Genomic DNA, 20,802 nt, shown 5'->3' with positions numbered 1-20,802 from the left:
ATATGAATAAAAATACCATTACAGAAGAAACCATTTTTTCTAAAATTATCAGACAAGAGATACCAACACCGTTATTGTATCAAGATGATTTAGTGACGGCTTTTCGAGATATTTCTCCTCAAGCTAAAAGTCATATATTGATCATTCCCAATAAATTGATCCCAACGGTGAATGATGTTGAAGAACAAGATGAATTAGCCCTTGGTCGCTTATTTACTGTTGCTAAAAAGCTCGCTAAAGAAGAAGGGATTGCAGAAGATGGATATCGATTGATCATGAATTGTAATCAACATGGTGGACAAGAGGTTTATCATATTCATCTGCATTTAGTAGGCGGAGAACCTTTAGGGAAAATGCTAAATAAATAAGGTTTTTAATAGCCTTTCACGACGCTAAATCAATCTGTTAAGAGAAATACTAACTTTTACACCTTTGTAAACATTTAAATGAGACAAAGTGTGTAAAAGTTACGTTTAATTGTCGTGCAGTTCCCCGTAAGGTCATTCATAATTTACCATAAAGTAACGAAAAAGGTTGTGCTGAGTGAAGTGGGCAAAATTTATTGAAGACAAAAATAAATTATTCTGGTTTGTACATAGTGCAGGCTGGTTTGGTTTTGCTTTAGTATATTACCTAAGCTCTTTACTTCACGATTTACGCGATATTTTTGTCGTTATCATCTTTCTTAATGCTTACGCAGGTTGGTTGTTCAGTATACCTCTGCGTTATGTCTACCGTTATGTTTGGAATTATAGCCCATTAAAAATTGCCGCTAGTGTGATTGTGACCTCTGCGGTCACAGGGGTATTATGGCAAGTGGTTCAAAATATTAATTTTTGGGAAATCTATAAACACGGATATCGGCCTGAGCATATTATTTATTACACACGTAATGGTTTGTTTTCTTTCTCAATTATGTTGAGTTGGAGTGTTTTATACTTTGGAACTAAGTATTATCAAATGCTACAAAAAGAACGACAAAACGTATTACAAGCCAATACGGTCGCTCATCAAGCGCAATTGAAAATGTTACGTTACCAACTGAATCCTCATTTTCTTTTTAATACTCTCAATGCGATTTCTACACTAATTTTAGTGAAAGAAAATACCACCGCTAATGCCATGGTTACTAAATTGAGTGAGTTTCTGCGCTATTCCCTTGATAAAGATCCGATGAAAAAAGTGACATTAGAGAGTGAACTTCAAGCGTTAAAACTCTATTTAGATATTGAAAAAGTGCGTTTTGAAGAGCGTTTGCAAGTAAACTTTCATGTCGCAAAAGATTGCCAACAAGCATTAGTGCCTAGCATGATTTTACAGCCACTGGCTGAAAACTCTATTAAATATGCAATTGCCGTTCAAGAACAAGGTGGTGCAATTACGGTAAATGTTTCTAAGTTTGGTCGAGATTTATTAATTGAACTTACCGATAATGGTCCTGGTGCGGAAATTAAAAATGGCAATTTATTTCGTGAGCATGGTGTTGGTTTAGCGAATAGCCGAGAAAGGTTACAAGCATTGTATGGTAATGAATTTTCATTAGTTGTTTCCAATAATGAGCCTAACGGTGTTAAAGTTAACATCAGGATGCCTTATGAAACTGGAACTATAGAATGAGTAAAATCTTATCCACCATTATTGTCGATGATGAAGCTCTTGCCAGAAAAGGCTTAGCGATAAGGTTGCAAGAACATAAAGATATAAAGATTATTACAGAATGTAGTAATGGCCGTGAAGCGATAGAAGCCGTACGAGCATATCAACCTGATCTGATGTTTTTAGATATTCAGATGCCGGGTTTAGACGGTTTTGAAGTCGTAAAAGAAATCGCGGATCAAGGTCTTGAATTACCTATGGTTGTCTTCGTTACCGCATTTGATCAATATGCACTTAAAGCGTTTGATGTTCATGCTCATGATTATCTACTCAAACCTGCTGATGAAACCCGCCTTGCACAAGCACTTGATAAAATAAGAGAAAAGTTAATTGGTGAAGAAAATGCTCAGCATAAAGAGCAATTAGTACGTCTGGTGAGTGATGTCACTGGAAACGATTGTGCTGATATTCTTAACGACTTAGCGCAAAATAAACCTGTTTCAATTTCACATTATTCTGATGTTTTAGCAATTAAAGATGCTGGTGAAGTAAGCAGGGTGCCCGTAAAAGATATTTTATGGATTGATGCTGCTGGTGATTATATGTGTGTTCACACCAAAGAAAATACCCACATACTCCGTAAAACTATGAAGCAATTAGAAGAAAGTTTAGATCCGAAACAATTTATTCGTAGCCATCGTTCCACCATAGTAAATAAACATTTCATTAATAAATTTTGTAGTCAGTTAAATGGCGAATATTATTTAGTGATGAATAACGGCAAAGAACTAAAAGTCAGCAGAAGTTATAAAGACAAAGTTAAATTAGCAGTTACGCAATAACTACTTATTGAAGACTATAACAAGTTAATAAGCATCTGTTTGTTTTGATAACGCTAAAATGTTCTCTTGGGCATCGATAAGCAATGGGCTGACGGTTTTATTATGTTCAACGGCTTGGGTTAATGGGATCAAACAAATCGCATTATTTTGTTCTCCCACCATGATATTACTTTTTCCTTGTGAAATTGCCTGAATAGCTGAAACCCCCATTTTTGTCGCTAATATTCTATCTTTTGCCACGGGTGAGCCACCTCGTTGAATGTAGCCTAACGTACACAAAGTACAATCTATTCCTGTCATGCTTGTTAATTTTTTCGCCAACGCCTCACTGCCATTTGGCCATAGGTTTTCAGCAATCACAATTAAAAAACTGCTATGCTTTGCTTGTTTGGCGGTTTGAATTTGCGTTGAAATTTGCTCTAAGGTCTCTTGTTCTTGCTGGATATTAAAATTTTCAAAAGACAGGACTTTTTCTGCAGCACAAGACACTCCAACATTGAATGTTATCTGGCCACTTTGTCTTCCCATCAGCTCTACTAAAAACACTCGTTCAAATGCGTCTGCAGTATCCCGTATTTTATCAATGGCGGAAAGGGCGGTATCGACGGCTGTTGAAAAGCCTATGGTAAAATCAGTGCCGTCGATATCGTTATCTATGGTACCTGGTATCCCAATGACTTGACCTTGCCATTGTTCATGAATGGCTAACAAACCATTAAAAGAGCCATCGCCACCAATAACAATTAGCGCATCAATTTTATTTTTCAATAACACATTGACTGCTTGACTAACGCCCGTTTTACTTCGCATTTCTTTACAGCGAGCACTTTTTAAAAGAGTCCCACCTCGATGGATAACACCTTCAACGTCACTAATTGCTAATGGTTTAAGTTCATTATTGATCAAACCATTATAGCCATGATAAAAACCAAAAATTTTATATTGATATCGATGTCCAGCTAAGACTATTGCTCGTATTGCCGCATTCATTCCAGGTGCATCACCACCACTGGTTAAAATAGCTATATTTTTAGTCATGTTTTTTGGTGTTTTTTAGCTTGTGCCTAGATAAAATCTAACATTGAAATACTGCTTTGGGAATATAAGAAATATGAATAGTAGTGAAAAACACATGGAATTGAGCAAGATCAAAAAAGGTAACTACTTGATTTCATCAAACAGTTACCTTTTAAATTTCTTTCAAAATTTATTTATGAAAGATTTTCTTTTTTGACGTTAAGAATTTTTAAAGTGTTCGTTGCACCAACTGTTTCCATCAGATCACCGTGAGTAAATATTACTTTATCTCCTACAGCTAAATCTGATTTATCAATAACAGCTTTTAAAACGTCTCTGGCTAAATCGTCATTACTGCTTTCCGTTGAGTCAAATTCAACCGGATAAACACCACGGTAAATAGCCGTCTTGTTTAATGTTTTATTGTGACGTGAAAGTGAATAAATCGGTAAACCTGAGGTAATTCGTGACATTAATTTACTGGTATGCCCTGATTCAGTTAAAGCAATAATCGCTTTCACACCGTCTAAATGGTTTGCTGCATACATGGCTGAAAGTGAAATGGTTTCAGAAATTTCAGTAAAAGTTATGTCCATACGATGACCTGAAGTATTCACAGAGCGATGAGTTTCAGCGCCTAGACAAACTTCAGACATGGCTTTGACTGTTTCAACAGGGTATTTACCTGCAGCCGTTTCAGCACTCAACATCACAGCATCAGTACCATCAAGTACAGCGTTTGCCACATCCATCACTTCAGCACGTGTTGGCATTGGTTGCTCAATCATGGTTTCCATCATTTGGGTGGCAGTAATAACGACACGATTTAATTTACGACTTCGAGCAATAATGTGCTTTTGTTTGCCAACAAGCGCAGCATCGCCTATTTCAACACCTAAATCACCACGCGCTACCATAACAACGTCAGACGCTAAAATAATGTCATCTAACACTTTGTCATCGTTTACGGCTTCAGCACGTTCTATTTTAGAAACAAGTTGTGCTTCGCAGCCAGCTTCTTGTGCTAACAAACGCGCTTCACGCATATCTGCAGCATCACGTGGGAAAGAAACCGCTAGAAAATCAACATTGATTTTAGCTGCTGTTTTAATATCTTCTTTATCTTTATCCGTTAAAGCTGGGGCGGTTAAACCACCACCTTGTCGGTTTATGCCTTTATTGTTTGATAAAGGACCTCCAACAGTCACTTCAGTGAAAACAGATGGGCCAACTGTTTTTAATACCTTTAGCTGCACACGTCCATCATCAAGTAATAAAATATCGCCTTGTGAAACATCTTCAGGTAATTTTTTATAGTCTATACCCACTTTTTCCTGGCAACCTTCGCCTTTTGGCAGTGTGGCATCTAACTCAAATTTATCACCAATGGCAAGTTTGATCGGACCATTTTTGAACGTGGAAACACGGATTTTAGGACCTTGTAAATCTCCTAAAATACCTACATATATACCAAGTTCATTGGCAACTTCGCGTACTGTTTTAGCTCGTTGAATATGATCTTCAGCAGTACCGTGTGAAAAATTTAAGCGAACAACGTTAACACCGGCAGCGAGCACATTCTTTAACGTTTCTCTATCTTCTGTTGCAGGACCTAAAGTCGCAACAATTTTCGTTCTTCTAGGCATTTTAATCCTTAGTCTAAAAACTAATTAATAATAAGTTATGGTTCTTTTCTTTCAAAACGAGAGCTTCTTAAGCTATCTTTTACTTTCTTCAAATTGTCTCTAAATTTAGTACCACGGCGTAAGGTGAAACCTGTTGCTAAAATATCAATAAGTGCTAATTGAGCAATTCGAGACGACATTGGCATATATAAGTCAGTGTCTTCAGCAACATCGACAGATAAGACAATGTTACATTCTTTAGCTAGTGGTGTACCTTCTGTTGTGATACCGATGACGGTAGCATCATTTTCTTTAGCTAAACTAGCAACTTCAACTAAAGACTTTGTTCTTCCTGTGTGGGAGATAACAACAACAACATCTCCTTGTTGACTATTAATAGCACTCATTCGTTGCATTAATATGTCATCAAAATAAACAACAGGAACATTAAAACGAAAAAACTTATTTAAGGCATCATGCGCCACTACGGCGGAAGCACCTAAACCAAAGAAGGAGATTTTGTTGGCTTGAGTTAGTAGGTCAACGGAACGATTTATCGTGTTGGTATCTAAACTTTTGCGGGCTAATTCAAGACTCGCCATGGTCGATTCAAAAATTTTAGCGGTATATTCATCGGCGCTGTCATTTTCATCAACGTGTCTGTTTACATAAGGAGTACCATTTGCCAAACTTTGGGCTAAATGTAATTTAAAATCTGGATAGCCTTTAGTGTCTAATCTTCGACAAAAACGGTTAACAGTAGGTTCACTGATGTTCGCTTGTTTAGCTAAAGCAGCAATGCTTGCATGAATAACTGTGTTAGGGGATGACATAATCACTTCAGCAACTTTACGTTCTGATTTACTGAATGTGTCTAATTCATTCGCTATTTTTTCTAAAATATTCATCATTACCACCATAGTTATTTTTATTAAGTGTAATTAATTTTCTCAATATAAAACAGAAAAAATGAAAATTTCTTTCATTTTTCTTAATAATATAAAACATAATGGCAATTTTGTGCAAATGTTTAATAATGTATAGCATGAAATTTTAGTTAATATTGCCGTTAAAACATCGGGAAATATCATTTTGTAGTAAAGTTACAAAAAGTTCTTTACTGAACTGCCAACAAACGCTAAATTAGTGCCAAATGTAGTTTAGTTACAATTAAATTATTTAAACTAGAGAGTTACCCCTTATGAAAAACACCGATTATCAGTCTGCTAGTGAAATTGTACTCTTTGGTGCGCTTGGTGATTTATCTCGTCGAAAGTTATTACCAGCACTTTATCAACTTGATCAAGTAGGTTTGTTAAATCCTGAAAGCCGTATCGTTGCTGTAGCAAGACAAGATAGTAGTCTTGAGGATTTTACTGAGTTTGTCATGGAGAACCTGACCAATTTTGTGAAAGAAGGATTAAATGACGACGTTATTGAACGTTTCAAATCTCGCCTTGTTTATCAGCAATTAGATTTTAAAGACACGAAAGCTTATAAAAATTTAGCGGATACGTTAGCGAACGGTCATAAAACACGTGTTTATTATTTTTCAACGCCTCCTGCTATTTATGGTGATATCTCTGACGGTTTAAAAGCAGCCGGTTTAATTACACCTGCTGATCGTGTTGTGATGGAAAAACCCATTGGCCATTGTTTAGAATCATCGAAAGTGATTAATGACCAAGTTTCGCGTTATTTCAACGAAAATCAAATTTATCGAATTGATCACTATTTAGGTAAAGAAACGGTATTAAATTTATTAGTGCTTCGTTTTGCGAATTCTTTGTTTACCAATAACTGGGATCGAAACAGTATTGATCATGTACAAATAACGGTAGCAGAAAGTGTTGGTATTGAAGGTCGTTGGGGTTTTTACGATGATGCTGGTCAAATGCGTGACATGATCCAAAATCACCTATTACAAATACTTTCTTTATTAGCCATGGAGCCTCCAGCAGATTTAAGTGCGGAAAGTATCCGTGCTGAAAAATTAAAAGCAGTGAAAGCATTAGTCCCTATTGATCGCAGTAATGTCAAAGATAAAACTGTGCGAGGGCAATATGCTGACGGTTATTTAAATGGTAATCCTGTACCTGGTTATTTAAATGAAGAAGGTGCTAATACGAGCAGTAATACTGAAACTTTTGTGGCAATTAAAGCCGAAATTGATAATTGGCGATGGGCCGGTGTTCCTTTTTACTTAAGAACAGGAAAAAGAATGCCTGCTAAACATAGCGAAATTGTCGTTCACTTTAAAGAACAAGCACATAACATCTTTAAAGATAGTCATGCAGATTTACCAGCAAATAAATTGACCATTCGTTTACAACCAGACGAAGGCGTTGAATTGCAAATGATGAATAAAATACCTGGTATTGCCTCACAAATGCATATTCAAGAGAACAAACTTGATTTGAGCTTTTCAGATACGTATGAAAATCAACGAGTGGTAGATGCTTATGAGCGCTTAATGTTAGAAGTGATCAATGGTAATCAATCATTATTTGTTAGCCGTGACGAAGTGGAAGCTGCTTGGACGTGGGCAGACAGTATTATAGACGCATGGAAATCAACGAATGAAGCGCCTAAAGCTTATGCTGCTGGTTCATGGGGACCTGTTTCTTCTATCTCATTGATAGCACGTGATGACAGACAGTGGGTGGAATAATGTACCAATTAAATGAATTTGATAAACGCGAAGAATTAGATTCTCAACTTGCTGATAAAGTTGCTGATATTTTAACAAAAGCCGTCGCGACAAAAGGGAAAGCAAGCATTGCTGTTTCTGGTGGTTCAACACCAAAAGGTTTTTTTACCGCGTTATCACAAAAAGATTTACCTTGGAATGATATTACTATTACTTTAGCGGATGAACGTTGGGTAAATATAGAAAGTGATGCGAGCAATACTCGTTTAGTTCATGAGAATTTATTACAAAACAATGCGGTAAATGCTAAGTTTTTTCATTTGAAACAAGGTGATGAGCTTTGTGAAGAAACGTTAGCCGATCTGAATTTAGCGGCAAATTCTGCATTGTTGCCGTTAGATGTTTTGATTTTAGGCATGGGTGAAGATGGTCATACCGCGTCTTTATTTCCTTGTAGTGACGAAATTGATGATTGTTTTACGACTCAATCTCCATTGCTAAAAGTCAGTCCTAAAACAGCGCCTCACGACAGAATATCCTTCAGTTTTGCTGCGTTAAAAAACAGTAAAAATGTTTTTCTTCATATTAGTAGTGCAAATAAAAAAGCTGTGCTTAATAGCGCATTAGCAGAAACAGATATTAAACAAATGCCAATTAGGGCATTTTTACAAGACCCTGAAATTAATACCAATGTGTATTGGGCGGAGTAAATTATGAGTCATTCAACAGAAGTACCTGTGAAAAAAGAAATAATCGATATTACTAATCGTATTATCGAACGTAGTAAGCCAACACGTTCTGCTTATTTGAACCGAATTGAAGCAGCCAAATCAGAAACCGTTCATCGTGCTAATTTAGCTTGTGGCAACTTAGCGCATGGTTTTGCAGCGTGTGGTAAAGAAGATAAAGCAATTTTACGTGGCGTCAACCATTCGGATATTGCGATTGTTTCCGCCTATAATGAAATGCTTTCTGCGCATCAGCCTTATGAAACATATCCTGTTATTATTAAAGAAGCTGTAAAAGAAACCGGTGGTATTGCCCAGTTTGCTGGTGGTGTCCCGGCAATGTGTGACGGTGTCACGCAGGGTCAAGATGGTATGGATCTTAGCTTAATGAGTCGTGATGTGATTGCGATGTCTACGGCTGTCGCGTTATCACATAATATGTTTGACGGTGCGGTAATGCTTGGTATCTGTGACAAAATTGTCCCAGGTTTATTAATCGCTAGTATGTCATTTGGACATCTGCCAATTGTTTTTATACCAGCAGGACCAATGCCTTCAGGTATTCCAAATAAAGAAAAAGCCCGCGTTCGTCAGCAATACGCGAAAGGCGAAATAGGGAAAGATAAATTATTAGAAGCCGAATCTGCTTCTTATCATGCACCAGGCACTTGTACTTTCTTTGGTACGGCGAACTCCAATCAACTAGTGGTTGAATTTATGGGATTGCATTTACCCGGTGCTTCGTTTGTACAACCTAACACTGTGCTGCGTAAGGAATTAACCAAAGCTGCGTCACGTCAAGTAACTCGTATTACTCAACAATCTGGTAATTATATGCCGATTGGCCGAATGGTTGATGAACGATCAATTGTTAATGCTATTGTTGCTTTATTAGCCACTGGTGGTTCAACAAACTTGATCATGCATATTATTGCGTTTGCCAAAGCCGCGGGAATTATCATTAATTTCCATGATTTCCATGATTTATCTGAAGTTGTACCATTATTAACCCGTATTTATCCTAATGGTCATGCGGATGTAAACCACTTCCAAGAAGCAGGTGGCATGGCATTATTATTTAAAGAATTAATTGATGCCGGTTTAATTCACGAAGACGTAGAAACGATTTGTGGTAGAGGACTTAGCCGATATACTCAAAAACCAACGTTAGAAGATGGCAAATTAGTCTGGGTTGATATTCCTAAAGTATCAGGTGATCCAGAAGTGATAGCTACCTTTGAGAAACCTTTCAGTAAACATGGTGGTTTATTAACGCTTAAAGGCAATATTGGTACGTCGGTCATTAAAACTTCATCTATGCCCGTTGATGATGTTGTGATCAAAGCTCCTGCGATTGTCTTTGAAGACCAACATGAAATCGACGCAGCGTTCAAAGCCGGTGAATTAAATAAAGATTTTGTTGCCGTGGTTCGTTTCCAAGGCCCTAAAGCCCGAGGCATGCCAGAGTTACATAAATTGACGCCACCGCTTGGTGTATTACAAGCAAATGGACATAAAGTAGCATTAGTCACTGATGGACGAATGTCGGGTGCTTCAGGTCGTGTGCCAGCAGCAATACATCTTTGCCCAGAGGCATTAGATGGCGGCATTATCTCTAAAATTAATACTGGCGATATTATTGAACTGAATTGTAAAACTGGTGAGTTGAACTTACTTGTTGATGAAGCCGAGTTAAGTCAACGTCAATGTGCACAATTCCAAAAAAATAATCACCATTTAGGTATGGGCCGTGAGTTATTTGGCGCAATGCGTCGTAATTTAAGTACCGCTGAAACTGGTGCTTGTTCACTTTTTGATGATGAATAACCTTCGCGGGCATTAAAGATGAGTCAAATAATAAACTTAGTTGCGGATATTGGTGGCACTAATATCCGATTGGGCACTTTTGAACATGGGGCGGCGGTCACTGCACTGAAAGTATATCAATGTGGTAATTATCAAAGTTTATCAGAGGTTATCCGTACTTATATAGACGAAGAAAACTTAGCTGAGAAAACGATTAATGCCTGTTTAGCCATTGCTTGTCCTGTGGAAAATGATCTGATTTCGATGACCAATTTACCGTGGACATTCTCTCAAAAAGCCTTGAAAGAAGAGTTATCACTGAACAAACTTTTATTGATCAACGACTATACGGCAATCGCGCATGCTGTACCTTATCTCAATAAGGAACAAAAAGTGCAAATTGGTGGCGGTGAAGTTGTTGATGGTAAGCCTATTTCCATTTGTGGACCAGGTACGGGCCTTGGTGTAGCAAACGTTGTACCTTTAGCGGAAGGTCAATGGCAAGCACTCGGTGGAGAAGGTGGACATGTTGATTTTGCCCCGATTGATCAAACAGAAATCAAAATCCTTGAGTATTTATTAAACCAGTACCAGCACGTTTCCTATGAACAATTGTTATCTGGTTTAGGTTTAGAGCAAATTTATCAAGCGTTAAATCATATTGAACAAGCTGAACAACCAATATTGTCTGCTCAAGATATTTCAGAAAAAGCGCTATCGAATACATGTCAACTGTGCGAAAAAACATTGGCACAGTTTTGTAAAATTTTAGGCAGTTTTGCTGGTAATTTATCGTTAACACTAGCCAGTTTTGGCGGTGTATATATTGCCGGCGGTATCGTGCCACGATTTATTGATTATTTAAAACAAAGTGAATTTAGAAGTCGTTTCGAAAGTAAAGGTCGGATAACGTTTAACCAAACAATCCCGACATTTGTGATCACAGAATCGCAGCCTGGTATTTTGGGCGCTTCCGCATACCTTCGACAACACAACCTTCAAAACAAAGGATAACTAGGAATTATGACCTCACCAAAAAATTGGCAAATAGCGCCAAAAGACCTTTTCGCCATGGGACCTGTAGTTCCTGTTTTAGTGATTAAGGATGTAGAAGATGCGTTACCGATCGCTGAAGCTTTACTTGAAGCGGATATCAAAGTACTTGAAGTAACTTTAAGAACACCGGCGGCTTTAGATGTGATCAGCACTATTGCGAAAGCTTTACCTGAAGCCATTGTTGGCTCTGGCACGGTAACTAATCGTGAAATGCTGCAACGCTCTGTTGATGCCGGCGCAAAATTTGCCATTAGTCCTGGCTTAACTAAAGATTTATTACAAGCGGGTAATGAAGGTGAAATTGCGTTAGTGCCTGGGATTTCTTCCATTTCTGAATTAATGGATGGGATAGATTATGGCTATGATCATTTTAAATTTTTCCCTGCCGAGGCTTCTGGTGGCGTAAATGCCATTAAATCTATTGGTGGTCCATTTGCCGATATTCGTTTTTGCCCAACGGGCGGGATTAATATCAACAACATCAATAATTATTTAGCTTTACCTAATGTTGCCTGTTGTGGTGGCTCTTGGTTAGTCTCAGATGAAATTATCGCACAGAAGAACTGGAAGCAGATTACAGAACTAGCCAAACAAGCCTTAGCGCATGTAAAAGGCTAAATATAAGACTAGCGTTATTAACAAGGTTTAATAACGCTTATCTTAAAAAAAAACGCTAATAACGTAAGTCATTAGCGTTTTTTATTATTTTAAAGTAAAGCTGAGTTATCTAAAAAATTAAAAAGCCGATGTGTCAGCAAATAATCCAACTTTTAAATCTTTAGCAACATATATTTCTTTGCCATCTACACTTACCGTGCCATCAGCTATGCCCATAAATAACTTACGTTTAATGACACGTTTTAAATCAATTTTATACGTGACTTTTTTCGCCGTTGGTAGCACTTGTCCGGTAAATTTAACTTCACCTACACCTAGCGCACGTCCACGACCTGGTCCACCTGCCCAAGCAAGGTAAAAACCAACAAGTTGCCACATGGCATCTAAACCTAAACAACCAGGCATTACTGGGTCACCTTTGAAGTGACAATCGAAAAACCAAAGATCAGGGGTGATATCTAATTCAGCGATAATTTCACCTTTATCAAATAAACCGCCTTCTTCTGTTATGAGGTTGATTCTATCCATCATTAACATATTATCAGAAGGTAATTTACTGTTGCCTTCACCGAAAAAATCAGTGGTACCGGCTAAGATCAGATCTTCTTTTGAAAACGAATTTTTTTGTGTCATGGGAATGATTTTACTCTTTGATTTTTAAAGGCGCTACTTTAGCGAACACTTGTACACTAAACAACTCCGAACAGTGGTTTTTTATAAATTTATTTGTCATATATCATAATTTCAGTAAAATATGGTAACGCATAACTAAGATAAACACCTGATTTATGAATGATAACAATCTGAAATCAAAAGATAAAAAAGCATTAACCAATGCCGAAAAACAAAAACGCTATCGAGAGAGACAAAAAGAACGTGGTAAACAAGAAATGAGAGGCTACTTATCGCCAGAAGCAAAAGAATGCTATCGTTTAATATCTGAACAAACCGGTTGGAATGACAGTGTGATCTTAAGTAATGCGGTAAGGTTAACCTATGCAGCGTATAAAAATGGTCAAGTAGGATTATTGAACAGTTGGTTGACAAAAAATAAACTTTAAATAGTTTGTAACAACTATTTACATATTCCTTTGTAAGATTAATAAAATAAGTAATATTTTTTTAAAAGATTAATCGCTATACTCAATGGTTAAGCGATAGTCTTTAGACCATTTGACAAAAATAATAAGGTGATTCTCCGTTGATTAATGTTTTACTAGTTGATGATCATGAGTTAGTTCGTACCGGTATTAGAAAAATACTGGATGAAGTGAAAGGACTTAAGGTTATAGGGGAAACTCAAACAGGCGAAGAGGCTGTTCAGTTTTGCCGAAAAACTGAGCCCGATGTGGTATTAATGGATATGAACATGCCAGGTATTGGTGGTTTAGAAGCAACTAAAAAAATTATTCGTTATGCACCCGATGTAAAAGTGATTGTTTTAACCGTTTATTGTGAAGATCCTATTCCAACGAAAGTTATGCAAATAGGCGCCGCAGGTTATTTAACTAAAGGTGCAGGCCCTGATGAAATGGTTAATGCGATTCGTGCGGTTAATAGTGGTCAACGATATATTACCCCAGAAATCGCCCAGAAAATGGCATTGAACCAGTTTAAATCGGCTGAAGAAAATCCTTTCAATATTTTGTCTGAACGTGAATTACAAATCATGTTGATGATAACCCGTGGTGAAAAAGTACCTAATATCTCTGAACAATTGATGTTAAGTACAAAAACTATTAACAGCTATCGTTACCGTATGTTTGAAAAACTCAATGTCGGTAATGATGTTGAATTAACACATTTGGCTATTCGCCACGGTATGTTAAAAACTGAAAAGCTATAACCGATAGCTTTATTGATTTAGCACTATCCGTGAACAGTCCGCTCCCTGAATTTGATCACCAAGCTTTCCTGTCAGTTGTTACACAACAGGCTGGTGTTTATCGAATGTACGATAAAGAGCGAACGGTTATCTATGTTGGTAAAGCAAAAGATCTTAAAAAGCGCCTCTCCAGTTATTTTCGAAAAGATGTTGGCAGTAGTAAAACTAAAGCATTAGTGAAGCAAATTTGTGCCATTGATGTCACTGTCACCCATACTGAGGGTGAAGCATTAATTCTTGAAAACAACTACATAAAAAAATATCAGCCTAAATACAATATCTTATTAAGAGATGATAAGAGTTACCCATATTTATTGATAACCGATCATAAACATCCCAAATTAGGTCTTCACCGTGGTGGCAAAAAAGTCAAAGGTGATTATTTTGGACCGTTTCCGACAGTTGGAGCAGTCTGGCAAAGTTTACGTTTAATGCAAAAACTTTTTCCTATAAGACAATGTGAAGATAGTTATTATCGTGCAAGAAGTCGCCCTTGTTTACAATATCAGTTAAATCGTTGTTCAGCGCCATGTGTCGATAAAATATCAAAGCAGGATTATCAACAGCAAGTTGACCTAGCAAAACTATTCTTGAAAGGAAAAAGTTCATTAGTCATCGAACATTTGGTTGAAAAAATGGAAAAAGCCAGTGTCGAATTAGCCTTTGAAGAAGCCGCAAAATATCGTGATCAAATCACGACGTTACGAAAAGTTCAACAACAGCAATATGTTAGTGGCTTTGCCGCTGAAATGGACGTTATTGGTATTTATCGTGATAAAACTCAAGTTTGTATCCATTTATTGTTTATTCGCGATCATAAAGTCTTGGGCAGCAAAAGTTATTTCCCAAGCATTCCGGCTGAAACACAAGATAAAGATATTATTCAGGCTTTTATTAGTCAGCATTATTTTGGTCAAGATATGAAGGCAGGGCGTATCCCTAAAGAAATTGTTATTCCACTTGAGATTGAAAATAGTGTTGATATTCAACAATTATTATCTGAGCAAGCTGAACATGAGGTTAAATTATTATTTAATGTTCGCACTGAGCGGGCGAATTATATAAAGCTTGCGAATACGAATGCTCAAAGTGCACTGATCACTAAAAATAGTCATAAAGAATCGGTTCAAGCAAGGTTTATTGCCTTAAATGAAGTGTTTGATTTAGACGGCGGTATACAACGAATTGAATGCTTTGATATTAGTCATACGATGGGGCAACAAACTATCGCCTCAAATGTTGTCTTTAACCAAGAAGGACCAGTAAAAAGTGATTATCGCCGTTATAACGTGCATGGTATAACCCCCGGTGATGATTATGCTGCTATGGCATTTGCATTAAATAAACGCTATGGAAAAGTCACAGATATAGAAAACTTGCCAGATATCGTTTTTATCGATGGCGGTAAAGGCCAATTATCAAAAGCTGAACAATTTTTTAATGATTTAAATTTAGAGAAAACGCCGTTATTGGTCGGTGTTGCTAAAGGTGAGTCAAGAAAGCCTGGTTTAGAAACCTTAATATTAGCGGGCAGTCATCAATTAATTTCATTACCGGGAAATTCTCCCGCCTTACATTTAGTGCAACACATCAGAGATGAGTCACATCGTTTTGCCATTGCTGGTCATCGGGCGAAAAGACAAAAGGTCAGTAAAAAGTCTGCTTTAGAGTCAATTCCAGGGATAGGCATTAAAAAAAGACAAATGTTATTAAAATATTTAGGCGGGCTTCAAGAGGTCATGCAAGCGGATGTCAGTACTTTATCGAAAGTTCCTGGGATAAGTGTTGCTTTAGCGACAATAATTTATGAGGCATTACATGACAATTAACGCAATATCTGTGTAGAATAAAACTTTAAAGGCGATATCGTTATTTTAACTAACTGATGTTCGTGATACTTCAATTAAGTAGTGTGAAATTAAATGTGGACTATTCCCAATCAAATAACTTTATTTCGAATTTTATTGATCCCAGTTTTTATTATCGTTTTCTATTTACCGGTTGAGTGGAATTACTTTGGCGCTTTTGTCGTTTTTTGGTTTGCCGCTATCAGTGATGCATTAGATGGCTACTTAGCTCGTAAGTTAAATCAATCTTCTGCATTTGGTGCTTTTATTGATCCTGTGGCTGATAAATTAATGGTGGCAGCGGCATTGATCATGATCGCGGAAGATTATCAAACCTGGTATATAGCAGTCGCTGCCATGATAATGATCTCAAGAGAAATCTTTATCAGTGCGCTTCGAGAATTTATGTCATCTAGGGGAAAAAGAGACATAGTTGCCGTGTCAACCTTAGGTAAATATAAAACTGCTGCCCAAATGTTGGGGATAATGGGGTTAATATGGCAACCAAGTGCCAATGATGCCTTGCTTAATTTTTTATATATTCCACATCAACTTATTAATGGCGCTGCCTATTTCTTTTATGCAATTGCGACTATTTTAACCGTTTGGACCATGGTGATATATTTTAAAGCTGCATGGCCAGAATTAAAAGACTAGTGTACTGGTTAAAAACCACGCAACCCGGCGAAATATGTGTTAAAAAATCATCATTTTAGTCGGTTTTTAAGCAGTTGAAAAAAAATTGAATTTAATTTGAAACTAAAGGGTTGACTCACCCATATTTCAATGTAGAATGCACCACCAGTTGACAGGGAGTCAACAGATGAAGCGGCTGTAGCTCAGTTGGTAGAGCATCACGTTGCCAACGTGAATGTCACGAGTTCGAGTCTCGTTAGCCGCTCCAATTTTACTTTTTATTAAGTGAAAAATTCTAAGGAATACTACTCGACTCGTAGTTGATGAAACGGCGGGTTGGCAGAATGGCTATGCAGCGGATTGCAAATCCGTGGACCTCGGTTCGACTCCGGGACCCGCCTCCATTATGCCCGGGTGGTGGAATTGGTAGACACAAGGGATTTAAAATCCCTCGCTTGTAAGAGCGTGCCGGTTCAAGTCCGGCCCCGGGTACCATTTCATCCGCTAGAGTTGTACTAGTTGATTTAGAAAAAACAATGCGCTAGAATGCGCGACCTGAAAAGATGAAGCGGCTGTAGCTCAGCTGGTAGAGCATCACGTTGCCAACGTGAATGTCACGAGTTCGAGTCTCGTTAGCCGCTCCAAATTTTCAAACCAGACAGTCTTACTAAAGTAAGCATGCGAAGCGGCTGTAGCTCAGCTGGTAGAGCATCACGTTGCCAACGTGAATGTCACGAGTTCGAGTCTCGTTAGCCGCTCCAATTCTCTTTATGAGAAAAGTAGGGAACCAATCTCTACTATAAAAAGTACTTCCCTTATGCCCGGGTGGTGGAATTGGTAGACACAAGGGATTTAAAATCCCTCGCTTGTAAGAGCGTGCCGGTTCAAGTCCGGCCCCGGGTACCATACTTATCTAAACTTTCAATGTTAAACCACAAAACATTATTTCACGATAATTCGATTTTTATCCTTATTTCCCTCTGATTTAACACCTGATTATTGGCCTTTTTGCATAAAAATACCCTCAAAAGCTTGTTATCGATAAATATACATTTTTTTTAATAGATAAATTGTACGATGTCCGTTCTTAGACTAATCTAATGATTAACGTTGAATGTATTATTAACAGGTTGAAATAATGGGATTATTTTTTAAAGAAAAAATTATGGACAATGCTCCTTCAATACAGCAAATTAAAGAAAAACAGTCTTACCATATTTTAGACAGTTTAAAACAATCCGTCGCATTTATAGAGTTTAGCCCCGAAGGCACGATAATTGATGCAAATGATAATTTCTTACATACGGTTGGTTATTCGCTCAGTGATATTAAAGGAAAGCATCATAGTATTTTTTGCGACAAAAAATACGTTCAAACACCTGAATATATTCGCTTTTGGCAAGACTTAGCTGCCGGTAAGTCTTTATCAGACAAATACCTTAGATATACAAAAGACGGTAGTCCTATTTGGTTAGAAGCAAGTTATAATGCAGTAAAAGATGAACAAGGCAAGATCACTTCTGTTGTGAAATTAGCCAGTGATATTACTGATTATGTGATGCGTTCAAATGTACAAAAAGGCATTATTGAAGCACTCGATCGTTCCACTGCTAATATCTCTTTTGATCTTGATGGGAAAATTTTGCAAGCAAATGACAATTTTCTCAATGCTACAGGGTATGCGCTATCACAGCTTGAAGGTCGTCATCATAAGATGTTTTGTGCACCGGAATACGCTGCCAGTCAGGATTATAAAAAGTTTTGGCAACAATTAAATAATGGCGAGTACATGCAAGGATTGTTTGAACGGCGCGATGCCCAAGGTAATGTTCTTTGGTTAGAAGCAAGCTATAACCCGATTTTTGATGAAGATGGACATTTAATTAGAGTGGTAAAATTTGCCACGAATGTGACAGATAGAATAGCAAGAATCAATAATGCAACAGAAGCAGTACAATCGACGGTAACAGAAACTGAGCAAGTATCTCAACAAGGTAAACAAGTGTTAACCAATAGCGTTGAAATCATGGATGAAGTGACTCGTAATGTCGAAGTTGTCGCCAAAGATATTTCCGCGATTAACGAGCAGTCTGATAAGATAAATAATATAGTTAATACTATTTCTTCTATCGCTGATCAAACTAACTTACTTGCCTTAAATGCTGCAATAGAAGCGGCAAGAGCTGGTGAACAAGGTAGGGGATTCGCTGTTGTTGCCGATGAAGTCAGACAATTAGCCGCTCGAACGAGTACATCGACAACTGAAATTTCTGATGTTGTTAAAAATAATACGTCACTTTCTATGGCTTTATCTAAAAACATTATTGAAACCCAACAAAAATCACAAGAAGGTAGTGAACTTATATCGAATGTAGAGGGGATCTTTTTAGAAATTAATCAAGGAATGGAAGGTGTATGTGTCGCGGTAAATGATCTTAAATAAACTTACGGTAGCGTTCTTTAGTTATTATTCATCTTAGTGCTTATCTACATGACAAAGTATGCTGAATATTCAGCATACTTTTCTGTCTTTTCTAAATTATTTAAATTTTATTTTCCTTGTACACCCTTAAACCTTTCTGGAAGGTTTTACGGTTTTTCAGCTGTTTTATCTATAATTTTGTAAAACATTTATTCAAATTGTTTGTTAATTATTCACCATAGTTATGTTCGGTATCACAATATCAGTATTAGTGTAATTACTCATAATCCATTAGGTTAAGCATAAGGCGAGAATAAAACTAACAGCCGATAACAAAACTTTGCATCAGCTATGAGGAAATACCTATGTACACTAATGTTCATATCCCTGAAAACGGTGAAGCGATCACAATAGAAAATGGTTTATTACGTGTTCCTAATCACCCCATAATCCCATTTATCGAAGGAGATGGCATTGGTGTTGATGTTACACCAGCAATGCTTATGGTAGTCGATGCAGCGGTTTCTAAAGCGTATGGAAGTGATCGTCAAATTCATTGGATGGAAGTATACGCAGGTGAAAAAGCCACACAAATATATGATAGTGAAACTTGGTTACCAGAAGAAACGCTTGAGGTGTTTAAACAATTTAAAGTAGGCATAAAAGGCCCGTTGACGACACCCGTAGGTGGAGGAATGCGTTCGTTAAATGTTGCTTTAAGACAAGTGTTGGATCTATATGTTTGTCAACGTCCGGTTCAATGGTTTACCGGAGTTCCGACTCCCGTTAAAAAACCTTCTGAAGTTAATATGGTGGTTTTTAGAGAAAACTCTGAAGATATTTATTCAGGAATTGAATATCAAGCGGGAAGTGAACAAGCACAAAAGTTGATTTCATTTTTACAAAGCGAAATGGGTGTAAATAATATTCGTTTTACCGATCTTTGCGGTGTTGGTATAAAGCCTGTTTCAAAAGAAGGTTCACAGCGGTTAGTAAGGAAAGCAATTCAATACGCCATAGATCATGATCGTGCTTCGGTTACATTAGTACATAAAGGGAATATTATGAAATATACCGAAGGTGCTTTTAAAGAGTGGGGTTATGAACTTGCCAAAGAAGAGTTTTCAGCACAACTTTTAAATGGTGGTCCTTGGTATAAAATTGAAAACCCAAAAAACGGCAGAGAAATTATCATCAAAGATGTTATTGCCGATTCTATGTTACAACAAATGCTTCTTCGTCCGGCAGAATATGATGTTATTGCTACATTAAATTTAAATGGTGATTATCTTTCTGACGCTCTTTCCGCTCAAGTGGGAGGCATAGGTATTGCACCAGGTGCAAATATTGGTGAAAAAATTGCGATATTTGAAGCTACTCATGGCACCGCACCAAAATATGCGGGTTTAAATAAAGTAAACCCAAGCTCTGTGATTTTATCAGCAGAAATGATGTTAAGACACATGGGGTGGGTTGAGGCTGCGGATCTTTTATTGAAAGGAATATCAGGTGCTATCAATGCAAAAACCGTTACTTATGATTTTGAAAGATTGATGGAAGGGGCAACATTAGTGACGTGTTCTCAATTTGGTGAATGTATCATCGAAAACATGTAATTAAACATGCTAAGTTTTATTTCACTAAAATAAAAAACACAGCTTAAGCTGTGTTTTTTTATTAAATATACTTGAGTAATATTGATATTAACAAATAAAAAGCGTTATTCGTTTGATTCTTCAATATCATTAGGAGTAATACTTGCTGCATGATGCCCTTTAGGACCTGCATTTAGTTCGTAATTTACATCCTGTCCCGCTTTTAACGTACGATAACCATCCATTTGTATGGTTGAGTAATGAGCAAATATATCCTCTCCACCATCTTCAGGACGAATAAAACCAAAACCTTTCGCGTTATTAAACCACTTAACTGTACCGTGAGCCATACTTCAACTTCCTTCTAAAATCATCGGTAATTAGGTATGCTTCCCCAAAAGCATTATCCACCTAAAAAAAGTGACTAATAAATCGCCACTGATTAAATCGTAGATAATTTATTTAAATAGTCAAGTAAA

19 protein-coding genes and 6 tRNA genes are annotated in these 20,802 nt (G+C 37.2%); 20 read left to right on the top strand and 5 right to left on the bottom strand.

Annotated features, from left to right (window positions below; all coding sequences use genetic code 11):
* Nucleotides 1-17 precede the first annotated feature (17 nt).
* From hinT to RM573_RS00595, 3 genes are all read left to right on the top strand, one after another.
* Nucleotides 18-368, top strand: coding sequence for a purine nucleoside phosphoramidase (gene hinT / locus RM573_RS00605; RefSeq protein WP_311577384.1), 351 nt, complete (start codon nucleotides 18-20; stop codon nucleotides 366-368).
* A gap of 175 nt (nucleotides 369-543) precedes the next feature.
* Nucleotides 544-1,617 (top strand): sensor histidine kinase, encoded by a 1,074-nt coding sequence (locus RM573_RS00600; protein ID WP_311575688.1) that lies wholly within the window; start codon nucleotides 544-546, stop codon nucleotides 1,615-1,617.
* A complete protein-coding gene (locus RM573_RS00595; protein ID WP_311575683.1) occupies nucleotides 1,614-2,438 on the top strand; it encodes a LytR/AlgR family response regulator transcription factor in 825 nt (274 codons plus the stop codon). The genes RM573_RS00600 and RM573_RS00595 overlap by 4 nt, the downstream gene beginning before the upstream one ends.
* A gap of 24 nt (nucleotides 2,439-2,462) precedes the next feature.
* Here RM573_RS00595 and RM573_RS00590 read toward each other — a convergent pair whose 3' ends face one another.
* The 3 genes from RM573_RS00590 to RM573_RS00580 all read right to left on the bottom strand — a co-directional run bounded on the left by RM573_RS00590 (nucleotide 2,463) and on the right by RM573_RS00580 (nucleotide 5,988).
* A complete protein-coding gene (locus RM573_RS00590) occupies nucleotides 2,463-3,476 on the bottom strand; it encodes a 6-phosphofructokinase (RefSeq protein WP_311575679.1) in 1,014 nt (337 codons plus the stop codon).
* Between the two features lie 173 nt (nucleotides 3,477-3,649).
* Entirely contained in the window at nucleotides 3,650-5,101 is a 1,452-nt protein-coding gene (pyk, locus tag RM573_RS00585; RefSeq protein WP_311575677.1) for a pyruvate kinase, read from the bottom strand.
* Between the two features lie 35 nt (nucleotides 5,102-5,136).
* Nucleotides 5,137-5,988 (bottom strand): MurR/RpiR family transcriptional regulator, encoded by an 852-nt coding sequence (locus RM573_RS00580; RefSeq protein ID WP_311577381.1) that lies wholly within the window; start codon nucleotides 5,986-5,988, stop codon nucleotides 5,137-5,139.
* Between the two features lie 293 nt (nucleotides 5,989-6,281).
* Here RM573_RS00580 and zwf point away from each other — a divergent pair, with 293 nt between their 5' ends.
* From zwf to RM573_RS00555, 5 genes are read left to right on the top strand one after another with little or no spacing between them, the layout of a single operon-like run.
* Entirely contained in the window at nucleotides 6,282-7,751 is a 1,470-nt protein-coding gene (gene zwf / locus RM573_RS00575) for a glucose-6-phosphate dehydrogenase (RefSeq protein ID WP_311575675.1), read from the top strand.
* Nucleotides 7,751-8,440 (top strand): 6-phosphogluconolactonase, encoded by a 690-nt coding sequence (gene pgl / locus RM573_RS00570; protein ID WP_311575672.1) that lies wholly within the window; start codon nucleotides 7,751-7,753, stop codon nucleotides 8,438-8,440. Before zwf ends, pgl begins: the two co-directional genes overlap by 1 nt.
* 27 nt (nucleotides 8,441-8,467) lie before the next feature.
* Nucleotides 8,468-10,285, top strand: coding sequence for a phosphogluconate dehydratase (edd, locus tag RM573_RS00565; protein WP_311577378.1), 1,818 nt, complete (start codon nucleotides 8,468-8,470; stop codon nucleotides 10,283-10,285).
* Nucleotides 10,286-10,303: 18 nt separating this feature from the next.
* Nucleotides 10,304-11,278, top strand: coding sequence for a glucokinase (locus RM573_RS00560; RefSeq protein ID WP_311575669.1), 975 nt, complete (start codon nucleotides 10,304-10,306; stop codon nucleotides 11,276-11,278).
* A 9-nt stretch (nucleotides 11,279-11,287) separates the two neighbouring features.
* On the top strand, nucleotides 11,288-11,938 hold the full coding sequence (locus RM573_RS00555; RefSeq protein ID WP_311575667.1) for a bifunctional 4-hydroxy-2-oxoglutarate aldolase/2-dehydro-3-deoxy-phosphogluconate aldolase: 651 nt from the start codon (nucleotides 11,288-11,290) through the stop codon (nucleotides 11,936-11,938).
* A gap of 117 nt (nucleotides 11,939-12,055) precedes the next feature.
* Here the strand turns inward: RM573_RS00555 and fabA are convergent, their stop codons facing one another.
* On the bottom strand, nucleotides 12,056-12,571 hold the full coding sequence (gene fabA / locus RM573_RS00550) for a bifunctional 3-hydroxydecanoyl-ACP dehydratase/trans-2-decenoyl-ACP isomerase (protein WP_303451946.1): 516 nt from the start codon (nucleotides 12,569-12,571) through the stop codon (nucleotides 12,056-12,058).
* Nucleotides 12,572-12,726: 155 nt separating this feature from the next.
* On the opposite strand from fabA, the gene RM573_RS00545 reads away from it, so the two are divergent.
* The 12 genes from RM573_RS00545 (at nucleotide 12,727) to icd (ending at nucleotide 20,344) form a co-directional block, all read left to right on the top strand.
* Nucleotides 12,727-12,999, top strand: coding sequence for a hypothetical protein (locus RM573_RS00545; protein WP_311575663.1), 273 nt, complete (start codon nucleotides 12,727-12,729; stop codon nucleotides 12,997-12,999).
* Nucleotides 13,000-13,139: 140 nt separating this feature from the next.
* Complete coding sequence (uvrY, locus tag RM573_RS00540) at nucleotides 13,140-13,784, top strand: UvrY/SirA/GacA family response regulator transcription factor (protein WP_303451942.1); 645 nt, start codon at nucleotides 13,140-13,142, stop codon at nucleotides 13,782-13,784.
* Nucleotides 13,785-13,813: 29 nt separating this feature from the next.
* Complete coding sequence (uvrC, locus tag RM573_RS00535) at nucleotides 13,814-15,652, top strand: excinuclease ABC subunit UvrC (RefSeq protein ID WP_311575657.1); 1,839 nt, start codon at nucleotides 13,814-13,816, stop codon at nucleotides 15,650-15,652.
* Nucleotides 15,653-15,745: 93 nt separating this feature from the next.
* Nucleotides 15,746-16,327 (top strand): CDP-diacylglycerol--glycerol-3-phosphate 3-phosphatidyltransferase, encoded by a 582-nt coding sequence (pgsA, locus tag RM573_RS00530; RefSeq protein ID WP_311575652.1) that lies wholly within the window; start codon nucleotides 15,746-15,748, stop codon nucleotides 16,325-16,327.
* 171 nt (nucleotides 16,328-16,498) lie between these two features.
* Nucleotides 16,499-16,574: transfer RNA gene (locus RM573_RS00525), tRNA-Gly, on the top strand.
* Between the two features lie 62 nt (nucleotides 16,575-16,636).
* A tRNA-Cys gene (locus RM573_RS00520) sits at nucleotides 16,637-16,710 on the top strand.
* 4 nt (nucleotides 16,711-16,714) lie between these two features.
* Nucleotides 16,715-16,801 (top strand) — tRNA-Leu (locus RM573_RS00515).
* 73 nt (nucleotides 16,802-16,874) lie between these two features.
* Nucleotides 16,875-16,950, top strand: a tRNA-Gly gene (locus RM573_RS00510).
* 41 nt (nucleotides 16,951-16,991) lie between these two features.
* Nucleotides 16,992-17,067, top strand: a tRNA-Gly gene (locus RM573_RS00505).
* Nucleotides 17,068-17,125: 58 nt separating this feature from the next.
* Nucleotides 17,126-17,212, top strand: a tRNA-Leu gene (locus tag RM573_RS00500).
* A 232-nt stretch (nucleotides 17,213-17,444) separates the two neighbouring features.
* Nucleotides 17,445-18,749, top strand: coding sequence for a methyl-accepting chemotaxis protein (locus tag RM573_RS00495; RefSeq protein WP_311575649.1), 1,305 nt, complete (start codon nucleotides 17,445-17,447; stop codon nucleotides 18,747-18,749).
* A 344-nt stretch (nucleotides 18,750-19,093) separates the two neighbouring features.
* Complete coding sequence (gene icd / locus RM573_RS00490; protein WP_311575646.1) at nucleotides 19,094-20,344, top strand: NADP-dependent isocitrate dehydrogenase; 1,251 nt, start codon at nucleotides 19,094-19,096, stop codon at nucleotides 20,342-20,344.
* A gap of 104 nt (nucleotides 20,345-20,448) precedes the next feature.
* Here the strand turns inward: icd and cspD are convergent, their stop codons facing one another.
* A complete protein-coding gene (gene cspD / locus RM573_RS00485) occupies nucleotides 20,449-20,673 on the bottom strand; it encodes a cold shock domain-containing protein CspD (protein ID WP_311575643.1) in 225 nt (74 codons plus the stop codon).
* Nucleotides 20,674-20,802: the final 129 nt, after the last annotated feature.

The organism is Thalassotalea castellviae, assembly GCF_031846185.1.
GTDB lineage: Bacteria > Pseudomonadota > Gammaproteobacteria > Enterobacterales > Alteromonadaceae > Thalassotalea_H > Thalassotalea_H castellviae.
The sequence above is the reverse complement of the archived record's forward strand: the minus strand, read 5'-3'. Positions and strand labels throughout refer to the sequence as shown.

Coding starts and splice junctions, on each gene's coding strand:
- RM573_RS00595 (WP_311575683.1), top strand. CDS start 1,614: ATGAGTAAAATCTTATCCACCATTATTGTCGATGATGAAGCTCTTGCC.
- RM573_RS00590 (WP_311575679.1), bottom strand. CDS start 3,476: ATGACTAAAAATATAGCTATTTTAACCAGTGGTGGTGATGCACCTGGA.
- pyk (WP_311575677.1), bottom strand. CDS start 5,101: ATGCCTAGAAGAACGAAAATTGTTGCGACTTTAGGTCCTGCAACAGAA.
- RM573_RS00580 (WP_311577381.1), bottom strand. CDS start 5,988: ATGAATATTTTAGAAAAAATAGCGAATGAATTAGACACATTCAGTAAA.
- zwf (WP_311575675.1), top strand. CDS start 6,282: ATGAAAAACACCGATTATCAGTCTGCTAGTGAAATTGTACTCTTTGGT.
- pgl (WP_311575672.1), top strand. CDS start 7,751: ATGTACCAATTAAATGAATTTGATAAACGCGAAGAATTAGATTCTCAA.
- RM573_RS00560 (WP_311575669.1), top strand. CDS start 10,304: ATGAGTCAAATAATAAACTTAGTTGCGGATATTGGTGGCACTAATATC.
- RM573_RS00555 (WP_311575667.1), top strand. CDS start 11,288: ATGACCTCACCAAAAAATTGGCAAATAGCGCCAAAAGACCTTTTCGCC.
- fabA (WP_303451946.1), bottom strand. CDS start 12,571: ATGACACAAAAAAATTCGTTTTCAAAAGAAGATCTGATCTTAGCCGGT.
- RM573_RS00545 (WP_311575663.1), top strand. CDS start 12,727: ATGAATGATAACAATCTGAAATCAAAAGATAAAAAAGCATTAACCAAT.
- pgsA (WP_311575652.1), top strand. CDS start 15,746: ATGTGGACTATTCCCAATCAAATAACTTTATTTCGAATTTTATTGATC.
- RM573_RS00495 (WP_311575649.1), top strand. CDS start 17,445: ATGGGATTATTTTTTAAAGAAAAAATTATGGACAATGCTCCTTCAATA.
- icd (WP_311575646.1), top strand. CDS start 19,094: ATGTACACTAATGTTCATATCCCTGAAAACGGTGAAGCGATCACAATA.
- cspD (WP_311575643.1), bottom strand. CDS start 20,673: ATGGCTCACGGTACAGTTAAGTGGTTTAATAACGCGAAAGGTTTTGGT.